This is a genomic window from Castellaniella sp. (assembly GCF_049651205.1).
Lineage (GTDB): Bacteria > Pseudomonadota > Gammaproteobacteria > Burkholderiales > Burkholderiaceae_B > Castellaniella.
Genome location: NZ_JBASBR010000004.1, coordinates 266,693 through 279,603, shown reverse-complemented (window position 1 = coordinate 279,603; position 12,911 = coordinate 266,693). Strand labels below are relative to the sequence as shown.

At 59.9% G+C, this 12,911-nt stretch carries 12 protein-coding genes; 8 read left to right on the top strand and 4 right to left on the bottom strand.

The genetic code is table 11. The annotated features are described in order from the left end of the window. Positions 1-7 precede the first annotated feature (7 nt). Genes nuoI through WA928_RS02410 form a run of 7 tightly spaced genes read left to right on the top strand, consistent with a single transcriptional unit; the run spans position 8 to position 7,069 of the window. Positions 8-496 carry an NADH-quinone oxidoreductase subunit NuoI gene (gene nuoI / locus WA928_RS02440; protein ID WP_350379591.1) on the top strand — a complete coding sequence of 163 codons (489 nt, stop codon included), beginning with the start codon at positions 8-10 and terminating at the stop codon, positions 494-496. A gap of 16 nt (positions 497-512) precedes the next feature. Continuing rightward, the gene (locus WA928_RS02435) at positions 513-1,142 is read left to right on the top strand and encodes an NADH-quinone oxidoreductase subunit J (protein ID WP_350379589.1); all 630 of its coding nucleotides are present in this window, start codon (positions 513-515) and stop codon (positions 1,140-1,142) included. After that, positions 1,142-1,450, top strand: a complete 309-nt coding sequence (gene nuoK / locus WA928_RS02430) for an NADH-quinone oxidoreductase subunit NuoK (RefSeq protein WP_350380196.1) — start codon at positions 1,142-1,144, stop codon at positions 1,448-1,450. Before WA928_RS02435 ends, nuoK begins: the two co-directional genes overlap by 1 nt. A gap of 7 nt (positions 1,451-1,457) precedes the next feature. Then, positions 1,458-3,488 carry an NADH-quinone oxidoreductase subunit L gene (nuoL, locus tag WA928_RS02425; RefSeq protein ID WP_350379586.1) on the top strand — a complete coding sequence of 677 codons (2,031 nt, stop codon included), beginning with the start codon at positions 1,458-1,460 and terminating at the stop codon, positions 3,486-3,488. Between the two features lie 11 nt (positions 3,489-3,499). Further along, a complete protein-coding gene (locus WA928_RS02420) occupies positions 3,500-4,987 on the top strand; it encodes an NADH-quinone oxidoreductase subunit M (protein ID WP_350379584.1) in 1,488 nt (495 codons plus the stop codon). 12 nt (positions 4,988-4,999) lie between these two features. Beyond that, entirely contained in the window at positions 5,000-6,484 is a 1,485-nt protein-coding gene (gene nuoN, locus WA928_RS02415; protein ID WP_350379582.1) for an NADH-quinone oxidoreductase subunit NuoN, read from the top strand. A gap of 18 nt (positions 6,485-6,502) precedes the next feature. Then, positions 6,503-7,069: a DUF2818 family protein gene (locus tag WA928_RS02410; RefSeq protein WP_350379581.1), complete on the top strand. Its 567-nt coding sequence runs from the start codon at positions 6,503-6,505 to the stop codon at positions 7,067-7,069. Here the strand turns inward: WA928_RS02410 and WA928_RS02405 are convergent. Next, complete coding sequence (locus WA928_RS02405) at positions 7,005-8,180, bottom strand: alpha-hydroxy acid oxidase (RefSeq protein WP_350379579.1); 1,176 nt, start codon at positions 8,178-8,180, stop codon at positions 7,005-7,007. The genes WA928_RS02410 and WA928_RS02405 overlap by 65 nt on opposite strands. On the opposite strand from WA928_RS02405, the gene serB reads away from it, so the two are divergent. Further along, entirely contained in the window at positions 8,179-9,030 is an 852-nt protein-coding gene (gene serB, locus WA928_RS02400) for a phosphoserine phosphatase SerB (protein ID WP_350379578.1), read from the top strand. The genes WA928_RS02405 and serB overlap by 2 nt on opposite strands. An 11-nt stretch (positions 9,031-9,041) precedes the next feature. On the opposite strand, the gene WA928_RS02395 is transcribed toward serB, so the two are convergent. The 3 genes from WA928_RS02395 to WA928_RS02385 all read right to left on the bottom strand — a co-directional run bounded on the left by WA928_RS02395 (position 9,042) and on the right by WA928_RS02385 (position 12,795). Then, a complete protein-coding gene (locus tag WA928_RS02395; protein ID WP_350379576.1) occupies positions 9,042-9,758 on the bottom strand; it encodes a Fe2+-dependent dioxygenase in 717 nt (238 codons plus the stop codon). Then, positions 9,752-10,468 carry a tetratricopeptide repeat protein gene (locus WA928_RS02390; protein WP_350380194.1) on the bottom strand — a complete coding sequence of 239 codons (717 nt, stop codon included), beginning with the start codon at positions 10,466-10,468 and terminating at the stop codon, positions 9,752-9,754. The genes WA928_RS02395 and WA928_RS02390 overlap by 7 nt, the downstream gene beginning before the upstream one ends. 107 nt (positions 10,469-10,575) lie before the next feature. After that, positions 10,576-12,795: a TonB-dependent receptor gene (locus tag WA928_RS02385; protein WP_424299078.1), complete on the bottom strand. Its 2,220-nt coding sequence runs from the start codon at positions 12,793-12,795 to the stop codon at positions 10,576-10,578. Positions 12,796-12,911 lie beyond the last annotated feature (116 nt).

Sequence of the window (12,911 nt, the reverse complement as noted above, 5' to 3'; positions counted from 1 at the left end):
GTACGACATGGAAGCAATCAAAGACTTCTTTGGCAGTCTGATGCTGAAGGAAATGCTCGAGGGCATGCGCCTGACGGGCCGGTATTTCTTCAAGCGCAAAATTACCCTGCGCTATCCGGCAGAAAAAACGCCCACGTCGCCACGTTTTCGCGGCCTGCACGCGCAGCGCCGCTACGAAAACGGCGAAGAGCGCTGCATTGCCTGCAAGCTGTGCGAAGCCGTGTGCCCGGCGCTGGCCATCACCATCGAGTCCGAACAACGTGAAGACGGCTCACGCCGTACCACACGTTACGACATCGACCTCGCCAAGTGCATCTTCTGTGGTTTCTGCGAAGAAGCCTGTCCAACCGATGCCATCGTCGAGACCCATTTGCACGAGTACCACGGCGAAAAACGCGGTGATCTTTATTACACCAAAGACATGCTGTTGGCCGTAGGCGATCGCTACGAGCCTGAGATCGCCGCCCGTCGCGCTGCCGACGCACCTTATCGCTGATGCCGGAAGACCGATCATGAGTTTTCAATCCATACTGTTTTATCTGCTGGCCATCGTGCTGGTGGTGGCGGCCTTTCGGGTCATCACTGCCACTAGCCCGGTTACCGGCGTGCTGCACCTGATTCTCACCTTCTTTACTGCTTCCATGATGTGGATGCTGATCCAGGCTGAATTCCTGGCGCTGGCATTGTTGATTGTGTATGTGGGCGCCGTAATGGTGCTGTTTTTGTTCGTGGTGATGATGCTGGACATGAAGCTTGAAGGCCTCACCTCCGGTCTCAAGGTGTATTTGCCGCTGGGGCTCACCATTGGTGGCGTGATGGTGCTGGAGATGGCGTTTGTGCTGGTGCGCTCCTGGGGTGATGCCTCGGCGCTGCCGGTACCGGCCGACGACTTCGACAACACGCTGGCGCTGGGCACCGCGATGTACACGCATTTTGCCTACGCCGTACAAATTGGCGGTCTCATCCTGCTGGTGGGCATGATTGCGGCCATCGCCCTGACCATGCGCAAACGTACCGATTTCAAACGCACGCGCCCAAGCAGCCAGGTACGCGTCAAGGCGTCTGATCGCCTGCGTATCGTCAAGATGTCTGCCGTGGTAGAAACACCCGACGCCCCGGAAACCGAAGGAGCCGAAAAATGATGGAAATCGGTCTAAGCCACTACCTGATTGTCGGGGCCATCCTGTTTGCCTTTGGCGTCTTTGGTTTTTTTCTTAATCGGCGCAATCTCATTGTGCTGCTGATGTCGATCGAGCTTATCTTGCTGTCGGCCAACATGAACTTCGTCGCCTTTTCGGTCTGGTCGGGCAATCCCGATGGCCAGGTGTTTGTGTTCTTTGTGTTAACCGTGGCGGCCGCCGAGGCGGCAATCGGTCTGGCCATCCTGGTACTGCTGTTCCGTAATCTCAGCAATATCAGCGTAGACAAACTCGACCAGTTGAAGGGGTAAGGGCGTCATGACAGCGCAAAGTCTTTATTTGTTGATCGCCCTGGCACCACTGGTGTCCGCAGTGCTGGTCGGCTTTTTTGGCACGGGCTTCATGGGCTCGTGGATTGGCCGCCGCGGCTCGCATGCCCTCACCATCCTCGGGGTGGCCATTTCCTTTATCGGCTCGCTCATTGTGCTGCAGCAGGTGCTGGATGGCCAAACCTTCGATGGCACCATCTATACCTGGTCCATGATCGGGCCGTTCAAGTTCGAGATCGGGTTCCTCATTGATTCGCTTACCGCATTGATGATGGTGGTGGTAACCGGTGTGTCCCTGATGGTGCACATCTACACCATTGGCTATATGGCCGAAGACCCCGGTTATAACCGGTTCTTCTCGTATATCTCCCTGTTTACCTTCTCCATGCTGATGCTGGTGATGGCCAACAACATGCTCCAGCTGTTCTTTGGCTGGGAGGCTGTCGGCCTGGTGTCGTATCTGCTGATCGGCTTTTATTATTCCAAGCCCTCGGCCGTGTTTGCCAACTTAAAGGCCTTCATGGTCAACCGCGTGGGTGATTTCGGCTTCGTGCTGGGCATCGGCCTGTTGTATGCCTATGGTGGCAGCCTCAATTACGCCGAGGTCTTCGCGCAAGCCGACAAACTCGGCGCCATTGTTTTCCCGGGCACCGATTGGCAAATGCTTACCGTGGCGTGTCTGTGCCTGTTTGTGGGTGCGATGGGTAAATCGGCACAAGCCCCGCTGCATGTGTGGCTGCCCGATTCCATGGAAGGCCCCACACCAATTTCTGCCCTGATCCACGCGGCCACCATGGTGACGGCCGGCATTTTCATGGTGGCACGTTTCTCGCCCGTGTTCGAGCTCAGCGAAACCGCCTTGTCCGTGATCATGGTGATCGGTGCGTTTGGCGCGCTGTTCCTGGGCATTCTCGGGGTGGTGCAAAACGATATCAAGCGCGTGGTGGCGTATTCCACCTTGTCGCAGCTGGGCTATATGGTGGTGGCGCTGGGCGCCTCCGCATACTCCGTGGCCATCTTCCACCTGATGACGCACGCCTTCTTCAAGGCCCTGCTGTTCCTGGGTGCGGGTTCGGTCATCATGGGGATGCTGCACGACCAGGACATGCGCCATATGGGCGGGCTCTGGAAACGCATGCCCATCACCTGGATTACGATGCTGATTGGCACCCTGGCCCTGGTAGGGACGCCATTTTTCTCGGGCTTCTACTCCAAAGAAAGCATCATTGCGGTGGCCCACGCGGCCAATATCCCGGGTGCCGGCTTTGCCTATGTGCTGACGCTCAGCGGCGTGTTCGTTACCTCGCTGTACTCCTTCCGTCTGTACTTCCTGGTGTTCCACGGCAAAGAGCGCTATCCGCAGGATGTCGAGCACGATCACGATCACGCCCATTGGGTCAGCCACGGTGACGGCCCGGCCATCCATGCCTTGCATGGTGCCAAGCCTAAAGAGTCACCCTGGGTAGTCACTTTGCCTTTGTCTGTCCTGGCTGTCATGTCAGTGGTGGCCGGGGTGTGGTTTGTCGATCCGCTCTTGTTCAACGGCTATTTTGGCAAGTCCATCACGGTGCTGGCCCAGCACCCGGCCATGGCCGCCCTGGCGGAAGAATGGCACGGCTGGGTAGGCTTTGGCTTGCACGGGCTTACCTCTGTACCATTCCTGCTGCTGCTGGCTGGTTTTGTGGTGGCCTGGTATTGCTGGCTGGTCAATCCGTCGGTACCGGCGGCGATGGCGCGTCGTTTGGCGCCGATCTATCGCTTGCTCGACAACAAGTACTACTTCGACTGGTTTAACGAACAGGTGTTGGCACGCCTGGTACGCGGCCTGGGCCACGGTTTGTGGCAGGGCGGCGATCGCGGCATTATCGATGGCCTGATCGTCAACGGCAGTGCGCGTCTGGTGGGGGCCACGGCCGCTACTGCGCGGTTGCTGCAGTCGGGCTACATCTATCACTACGCCTTCGCCATGATCATCGGCATCATGGTGTTTCTCACATTCTTCGTCCTGATGGTTCATTGATGGCTAGCGAAATGGCGTCTTCTACACTCCCCTGGCTGACTCTCTCGATTTTTGTCCCGATCTTTTTCGGGCTGCTGGTGTTGCTGGTTGGCCGCGACGACAACCCCGGGCCTGCCCGCGTGCTGTCGCTGGTGGGCTCGATTATCAGCTTTCTGGTCACACTGCCGCTGTACACCGGGTTCAATCCGCGTACGGCCGACATGCAGTTTGTCGAGAACACTCCCTGGATCGAGGCTTTCAACCTCAATTACCACCTGGGGATCGACGGCATCTCCGTGTGGTTTGTGCTGCTCACAGCCTTCATCACCATCATTGTGGTGCTGGCGGGCTGGGAGGTTATCAAGTCTCGCGTGGCGCAGTACATGGCGGCCTTCCTGATTTTGTCAGGCCTCATGGTTGGCGTGTTCTGTGCGCTCGACGGCATGCTGTTTTACGTGTTCTTCGAGGCCACGCTCATCCCGATGTACATCATCATCGGTGCCTGGGGCGGCCCCAACCGCGTGTATGCGGCCTTCAAGTTCTTCCTGTACACCTTGCTGGGTTCTCTGCTCACCCTGATCGCCTTCATCTACCTGTGGCATGTGTCGGGTCAGTCGTTTGATATTGCCACCTGGCATCAGGTGCGCCTGAGCTACACCGAGCAGATGTTCATCTTCGTGGCGCTGTTTGCCGCGTTTGCGGTCAAGATCCCGATGTGGCCCATCCACACGTGGTTGCCCGACGCGCACGTCGAGGCCCCCACGGGCGGCTCCATCGTGCTGGCGGCCATCATGCTCAAGCTCGGTGCCTACGCTTTCCTGCGCTTCTCGCTGCCGATCGCACCCGATGCGTCTCATAGCCTGGCAGGCATCATGATTGCGCTGTCGCTGGTGGCTGTCATCTACATTGGCCTGGTGGCGATTGTGCAAGACGACATGAAAAAGCTGGTGGCGTATTCTTCTGTGGCGCACATGGGGTTTGTCACCCTGGGCTTCTTCGTCTTTAACATCACCGGCCTCGAAGGCGCCATCATCCAGATGATCTCCCACGGCTTTGTGTCCGGGGCGATGTTCATGTGTATTGGCGTGATGTACGATCGCCTGCACACACGGCGCATTGATGCATATGGCGGTATCGTCAATCGCATGCCGCGCTTTGTCACGTATTTTGTGCTGTTCTCCATGGCCAATGCGGGCCTGCCGGGCACCAGCGGCTTTGTGGGCGAGTTCACCGTCATTCTAGGGGCTGTTCAGTACAACTTCTGGATCGGCTTGCTGGCAGCCTCGGCGCTGATCTGGGGCGCGGGTTACTCGCTGTGGATGGTCAAGCGCGTGGCCTTTGGCCCGGTGGTCAACGAACAAGTAAACGGCATGCAGGATCTGTGCCGCCGCGAGTTCCTGATCCTCGGGCTGCTGGCCATTCTTACCCTCTTCATGGGGATCTACCCCAGCTTCTTCACCGATCTGATGCACCCGTCCGTGCAGGCGCTGCTGGATCACGTCGCTCAATCGAAACTGTAGACCGGAATCACGATGCAAAATCTTTTCGACTTCGCGCTGGCGACTCCCGAGATCGTCCTGCTGGTGTTGACCGGAGCCGTGCTGCTGATCGACGCCTTTGGCAACGAGCCCCAGCGGCGCATGACCTTCATGCTCACCATGGCCACGCTGGTCATTGCGGTGCTGGTGTCCTGGGGCCAGTGGAGCGAGGGCGTGCAGGGACGCACCTTCAGCAGCCTGTACGTGGCCGATTCGCTGGGCCACTTCCTGAAAATCCTGTCGGCCATCGCTGTGGCGGTCACGCTGATCTATGGCCGTGCCTATGCCGAGAAGCGTGACATGATGGCCCGGGGCGGCGAGATGTATTCGCTCACGCTGCTGATGTTGCTGGGCGAGTTCGTCATGATCTCCGCAGGCAGCATGCTCACCGTGTACCTGGGCGTCGAGCTCATGTCTTTTGCGCTGTATGCGCTGGTGGCCTTGCGCCGAGATCATGTCGCCTCCACCGAGGCCGCCATGAAATACTATGTGCTCGGGTGCTTGGCCTCCGGTATTTTGCTCTATGGCATGTCCATGATTTACGGTGCCACAGGCCAGTTGGGCCTGGCCGAGATCGCCCAGGTGATCCGCGACGGCGGCGCTCAGCGCCTGCCGCTGGTGTTTGGTGTGGTGTTCATTGTCTCGGGCCTGGCGTTCAAGCTTACCGCCGCACCGTTTCATATGTGGACACCCGACGTCTATCAGGGCGCGCCCACCACGGTTACCCTGCTGGTTGGCTCGGCACCCAAGTTTGCGGCGTTTGCCATCACCCTGCGCCTGCTGATCGAAGCCCTGCACGGTATTGCAGTGGATTGGCAGCCGATGCTGCTGATCATGGCGGCACTTTCGCTGGCTATCGGCAATATCGTGGCCATCGCGCAAACCAACTTCAAGCGCATGCTGGCGTATTCCACCATCTCCCATATGGGCTTTGTGTTTTTGGGCCTGCTCTCGGGCGTGTTCGAGGGTCAGGCCGGTGCCAGTGCGGCGGCGTACGGTGCGTCACTGTTCTATATCGTCATCTATGTGCTCACCACGCTGTCCACCTTTGGCCTGATCATGCTGATGTCGCGCCAAGGGTTTGAGTGCGAAGAAATCGCCGACCTCAAAGGCCTGAACCGGCGCAATCCTCTGCTGGCCGGTGTGCTGCTGCTGGCGATGTTCTCTTTGGCCGGGATTCCCCCGCTGTCTGGCTTTTACGCCAAGCTGGTGGTGCTGCAGGCCCTGATCAGCGCCGGCCATGTGCCTCTGGCTGTGTTTGCGGTGATGATGTCCGTCATTGGTGCCTTCTATTACCTGCGCGTGGTCAAAACCGCCTATTTCGACGAGCCCGACGACAACGTCACTCTGGGCGCCGGCACGCTGGCTACCCGTGGTGTGATGTCCCTGAATGGCCTGTTGGTAATTGGTTTGGGTATCTTGCCTGGTGGTCTAATGGCATTGTGTATCAATGTCATCCAGCAGTCGCTGCGATTCTGACCCCCCGTAAAGGTATTCATGACCCTCACCATCTCTGTCTGGCTGGTTATCCTCGGCGCCTTGCTGCTGGCCAACCTGCCTTTCGTGCTGGATCGTCCGCTGGCGCCCTGGCCTTGGGCGCAGGCGCTGCAGGCCTGGGGTGACGGCATCCGATGGTTGTTTGGCCTGGGGTTTCTGGTGCTTCTGGCAGCGTGGTCATGGGGCACCCTGAAACTGGTGGGCAGCTCATTCGGCGGCGTCGGAGATACCCTGTTTATCTTTAAATTACTGATCAGTATCGGGTTGGCGGCAGCCTTGCTGTCCGCTGCGGGCTGGCTGGCCGCATTGCGTCAGCCGACGGCATCGGATACAGCCGCTCGTCAGGCAAAACCCGCGGGCTCCGGCAAGCTGTTCATCGACCGCTTCCTCGAGCTGCTGGTAGGCTATGTGCTGGTTGGCATGCTGGGCTTTGCCATGGAGCTAGATCTGGGCAATGCGTTTCCCCAGGGTTGGGAGTTCTATGCTGTAACGCTGGCCCTGTTTATGGTGCTGGGTTACCCGGGCTTTGTGTGGTGCTACATGCTGCAAAGACGCCGTCTTCGTTAATATCGGCCAGTGTGCGACAGCCCGTCAGGGCCATCGCCACCTCCAGTTCTCCTCTCAGTAGCTGTATCAAATGCGCCACTGCAGGTGCGCCGCCCACGGCCAGTGCGTGCAGCACAGGCCTTCCAATCAACACCCCCCGAGCCCCCAGTGCCAGTGCCTTGAGCACATCGGTGCCTCTGCGGATGCCTCCATCCAGCAACAGGGGCACGCGGCCTTTGACTGCGGACGCAATCGCGGGCAGCGCCTCCAGCGTGGCGGGCAGGGTGTCCAGGCAGCGCCCGCCGTGGTTGGAGACGATCAGGCCATCGGCCCCGCTGGCAATGGCGATGCAGGCGTCTTCGGCGTCAAGAATCCCCTTTAACCAAAGCGGTGTATCGGGCAGTTGCGCCTTGAGCCATGTGACGTCTTCCCAGGTGGGGGCGGCATCCAGCAAGCCGCTGTCAAACAAGGGGCTGCCACCGGGCGGTACCGGGCGCATAGTGGGTGGTGGCAAACCATCCAGATGCACGGAACGTATGCCGGCAGGCAGTGCAAATCCGGCCCGTTGCTGGGCATTGCGCACACCGTTTACCGGCGCATCCACCGTCAGCACCAGGGCCCGGGCGCCTGCCTGTAACGCTCTTTGCGCCAGCGCCAGGGTATCGGCCCGGCGTCGCTGGGCATACAGCTGAAACCACAAGTGCGGTGGCCCGGGCAGGGTGGCCAGTGTCTCGATGGGCGTGCCGGATTGTGTACTGACCACCAACGGTGTGCCGGTTGCGGCGGCAGCCAGTGCGGTGGCCTGTTCGGCCTCGGCGTGTACCAGCCCGTGCCAGGCCATGGGCGCAATCAGAATTGGGTGTGCAAGATTCTGGCCAAGCAGTTGGAGACGGGTGTGGGCGCCGGCTAAAGGCCTGAGCACGCGGCTGCGCAGGCGCAGAGCCGCGTAGGCCCGGTGGTTTTCCCGGGCGGTGATCTCATCGGCACCGCCGGATTGCAGCCAGACCCAGATGGCCGGGTCCAGCCGCGCCTGGGCCTGATCAGCGTAATCCTGAGCGCACAGGGGCGCCGGGGCGCGAGGGGGCTGTGTGGCAGGTAAAATAGCCGCGCACGACTGGGAGACAGGATTCATGGCACACCTTATTTTGCAGGCACCGCGCCTGGTGGCAGCGGACGTTGAACGGCTGGCAGCGGTTGCCTGCGCCGATGGAGTACAAGAGCTCAAGCCCACCGCGATTCGTCTGCTGAATGTGGATGAGTCTACCCGCGACGAGGTGCTGGCCATGGCGCAGGCTGCGCATCTGGATGCGGCGTGGCTGGCGTCCGTCCATCGCCTGGCCGAGTGCAAGGTGCTGGCCATGGATATGGATTCCACACTGGTCAATATCGAGTGCATCGACGAAATTGCAGATGCCGTGGGCCGCAAGGCCGAAGTGGCGGCCATTACCGAAGCCAGCATGCGCGGCGAAATCAAGGATTTCTCCGAAAGCTTGCGCCGCCGTGTCGCCCTGTTGCGAGGCGTGCCCGAAACCGCCCTCGAGCAGGTATTCTCGCAGCGGCTTCGGCTTAATCCAGGGGCTGAAAACCTGATTGAAACCATGCGTTCGCATGGGGTCAAAACCATTTTGGTCTCGGGCGGCTTCACCTTCTTTACCCAGCGCCTGCAGCGCGGGCTGTTGCTGGACGAATCCCATGCCAACGTGCTTGAAGTGGTGGATGGCAAGCTGACGGGCCAGGTGCTGGGCGATATCGTGGACGGGGCCGCCAAGGCGCGCCATGTGCAGGCCCTGGCACAGTCGCTGGGTGCGTCGCCCGAGCAGCTCGTTGTCATGGGCGACGGCTCCAACGATTTGCCCATGATGGCGCTGGCACATTATTCCGTGGCCTACCGTGCCAAGCCTGTGGTGCGTGCCCAGGCGCGTTTTGCGCTGGACGTCAGCCCCTTGGATGCTGTCCTGAACTGGTTTCGGCTGCAGCATTAAGCAATTGCTGCTCAAGGGTTTGCCCATTGACGCAGGAGGTTGTGATACACCCCGGTGAGTTGGCTGATGATCTCCGGGTTGGCGCCGTCCCGGATCAATCGCTGGATGGCGACATCCTGCTGCAGCAGGAGGCTGCGTTGGGTGTCGTCGCGTACCAGGCTTTGCGTCCAGAAAAACGCGGCATAGCGCACCCCACGGGTAACTGGGGTTACCTGATGCAGGCTGGTGCCGGGATACACCACCGCCTGGCCTGCCGGCAGCTTCACGCGCTGCTCGCCATAGGTGTCCTGGATGATCAGCTCTCCGCCGTCGTAATCGTCTGGATCGCTGAAAAATACGGTGGTGGAAATATCCGAGCGCAGCAGCCTGGGCGTCAAGGCAGAGGGGGCCAAAGCCTGGCTCGCATTTTCAGCAGGTAATCTGAAAATCGAATTGTCGATATGAAATCCGTAGTGTTCACCGCCTTCGTAGCGGTTAAATCGCGGAGGCAGAATCCGGGCTGGCAGCGCTGCCGACTGAAACACTGGGTGCTGGCGCAGTGCCTGGGTGATCAGCGCACCAATCTGCAGGGCAACAGGGTCATCCTGCGCCAGCTGGCGGTTGGCTTTTACATGGGCGGCCACGTGCCCGGCGCTGGCTCGTCCGTCTATCCAGGTGGCGGAGGTCAGCATTTCACGGCATTGAAGTACCTGTTCGGCCGGCAGCAGGTCGGGGAGGGTGATCAGCATGATGAGGGTGCGGCCAGGGTTGCAGTCGCGGCCGCCGCCAGGCTTTGCGGCAGGGGCAGGTCAGGAAAATGATCCTGTAACCAGGTGATGGCCTGGCGGATAAAGGCCGGGGTTGCGGTTTCGGGCACGCGCGCCAGCCACTGCAGCGCAGCGGGTGTCTGGCCCTTGGCCATCAGCAGCCGGGCCAGATTGAACTGTCCGCGAAAATCACCCGCCTGCGCTGCCTGGCGGTACCAGACCAGCGCATCCTGGCTGCTTTGTGCTACGACCCAGCCGTCCTCGTAAAAGCTGCCAATCATATTCATGGATTTGGCGTGGCCCAGTGCTGCCGCCTGCCGAAACCATGTAAGCGCCGCATCGCGGTCGATATCGGTGCCCAGGCCCAGGGACAGCGCCGTGGCGTAGTTGTACATGCCCCAGTCCAGCCCGCCCAAGGCGGCCAGGCGAAACCAGTAGGCAGCCATCACCAGGTTTACCGGTACACCCCAGCCGTGTGCATGGCACTGGCCCAGCATGTTCAGTGCCATGGGTTCGCCCTCGCGGCTGGCATGGCGAAACCATTCGTATGCCTGGGGTGCGTCTGGCACGACGCCGTGGCCATCCAGCAGCCATTGCCCATATACCAGCTGTGCCTGCACCACCCCGCCTTGTGCAGCTGCCTTGAGTGTGGCGGCTGCCGCCTCAGGCGGGCCGGCCAGCAGTTGTTCCATCTGCCTGGCCAGCGCCTGAGGCGCGCTTTGGTTGATGGTGTGACTGTCCAGCGCGCCCGCTTGCGGGCTGCGGTGTGCAGCCGTGGCAAACGATGTGTCGCTGTGCATCAGAAATGCAGGTTCAGCGTGGCCATGGCCGAGCGTCCCGGGGCAATCGAGGCGTAATGGGAGGCGTAGGCCTGGTCGTAGTAGGTTTCATCAAACAGGTTGTTGATGTTGATCTGCAGATCCACTGTTTTGTTGAATTTGTAGCCGGCCATGGCATCAAAGCGCCAGTAGGAGGGGATGCTGATAGTATTGGCTTCGTTGCCGTACTGCTGGCCTACGTAATAGGCACCCATCCCGGCGCTGAATTTGGGCGTAAAGGCGTAGGTGTTCCAGAGGCTGAAGCTGTGTTCCGGCGTATTGGGAAACACGTTGCCAGCGTAATCCTGGCTGCCCTTGGCGCTGCCATTATCCACGATCTTGCTTTTCAGGTAGGTGTAGCCGCCGTATACCTGCCATTGCGGTGTGACATTGCCCGAAAACCCCAGTTCAAACCCGTCCACATGCTTTTTGCCGGCCATGGTGTACAGGCCATTGGCGTCGGTAACCCGCGCATTGGTGGTTTCAACCCTGAACACTGCCGCTGTCAGGCCCAGACGTCCATCCAACACGTCCCATTTGGTGCCAAACTCCATCGTGCGGTTTTTCTCTGGGGCGGTGTCGGCCGCGTTGATCGGAACGCGCCTGCCTGGTACAAGGCTGTTGCCGCTGCCTTCGTTCAGTCCGGCGCCTGCCGGGGTGGACGACGTGCCGTATGAGGCATATATGCTGCCATTGGGCGCAGGCTTGTATACCAGGCCCAGTTGGTAGTTCAGCAGGGTGTCGTGGCGATCAATACGGTTTCCTCCGGTGGGGTCTACCCGGGTGGTGTAGTCGTCCAGGCGCAGGCCCAGCGTGGTTTGCCAGTGCTTGTTCCATTCGATGGTGTCAAAGCCGTACAACGATTTGGTCAGCGTGCGCGAGTAGGTGATCTCGCCCAGAGGCCCACCGCTGCCGGTGTTGACCCAGGGATCGCCTGGAGTAGGGGTATACAGGCTGGTGCAATGGTAAGCAGAGCCTGCTCCAATACCGCCCTTGCACTTGATCTTGTCGCTGTTGTCGCGATCTACATCCAGACTGTCCTTGCGCCCGTCTTCCACCGAGAACTCAATACCAGTGAGAAAACGGTGCTTCAGGCTGCCGGTGCGAAACTCGCCCAGCAGTTCGGTCTGGTTGGCCCAGGTGCTCACGCGGCTGTCGCGGGTGTTGGCACGGCGCCAGACCATGCCATTGTTGACGTAGCCCTTGCTGTCGTCTGGTTGCGTTACGACGTAGCGTTGGGTGCCGCGCGTGTAGCGGGTCTGGTTGCGTACGGCCAGGGTGTCAGCCAGGTCGTGCTCGATCAGCAGCGTTCCCATGTCATTGCGCGTGCGGCGATAGTCGCTGTCCAGCCCATAGAAATTGTCGCGATCCACATCCACCGGGCGGCGGTGGAAGCTGGGATCATTGGATCCTTTGCTGGATATCGTGTAGGGCATGCCACTGTCCGGAGTGTCGTCGCTTTCCAAGTGAAAATAGCTCAGTGTCAGGCGTGTCGGCGTGCCTAGGCCCAGCGACAGCGTGGGGGCCACCCCCCAGCGGCTGGCATCCACAGTATCGCGCCCGGCCACATCCTGGCTGTGGTTCATGGCGTTCAAGCGAAACGCAGAGGACTCTCCAAGCTGCCAGTTGCTGTCCACGGTCTGGCGAAAATAGCGATCCGTGCCAAACCCGGCCGATATATCGGTAAAGTCGCGCAGCTTGGCTGTTTTGCTGATCAGGTTGATGCTGCCGCCCGCACCGCCACGGCCGGCGTAGGCGCCATCGGCCCCTTTGATTACTTCAACCTGTTCCAGGTTGAACACTTCCCGCGAGGTGGCGCCGATGTCGCGCATGCCATCGATAAATGTGCTGGACTGCGCATCGTAGCCGCGAATAAATGGGCGATCCCCCAAGGGGTTTCCGCCTTCGCCTGCGCCAAAAGTGATGCCCGGCGAGTTGCGCAGCACGTCTGTCAGGGTGCTGGCGGCCTGGCTCTGAATCAACTCTTGCGGGATGATCTGTAGTGATTTGGCTGTGTCCAGAACCGGTGCGGTAAATTTGTCGGATGCCGAGTGCTTCACGTTGAAGGGAGCAGGACGGGTACCCTCCACCTGGATCGGCGTCAGCTGTGTGGGCTCGGTGGTTTGACCAGAAGCCGGTGTGGCCAGTAGCAACAGTGACGGCGTCGCCAGCGCGGTTGCCAGGCCGCCTGTCACTTTCATTTTGCTGCTTGAGTGTTCAGCGTGCAGATCCAAGATATCCTCTCCCAATTGATAAAGATCATGAAACTCATTCTCATTTGCTACGAATTCTAAACGAGAATAATTATCAATTCAAA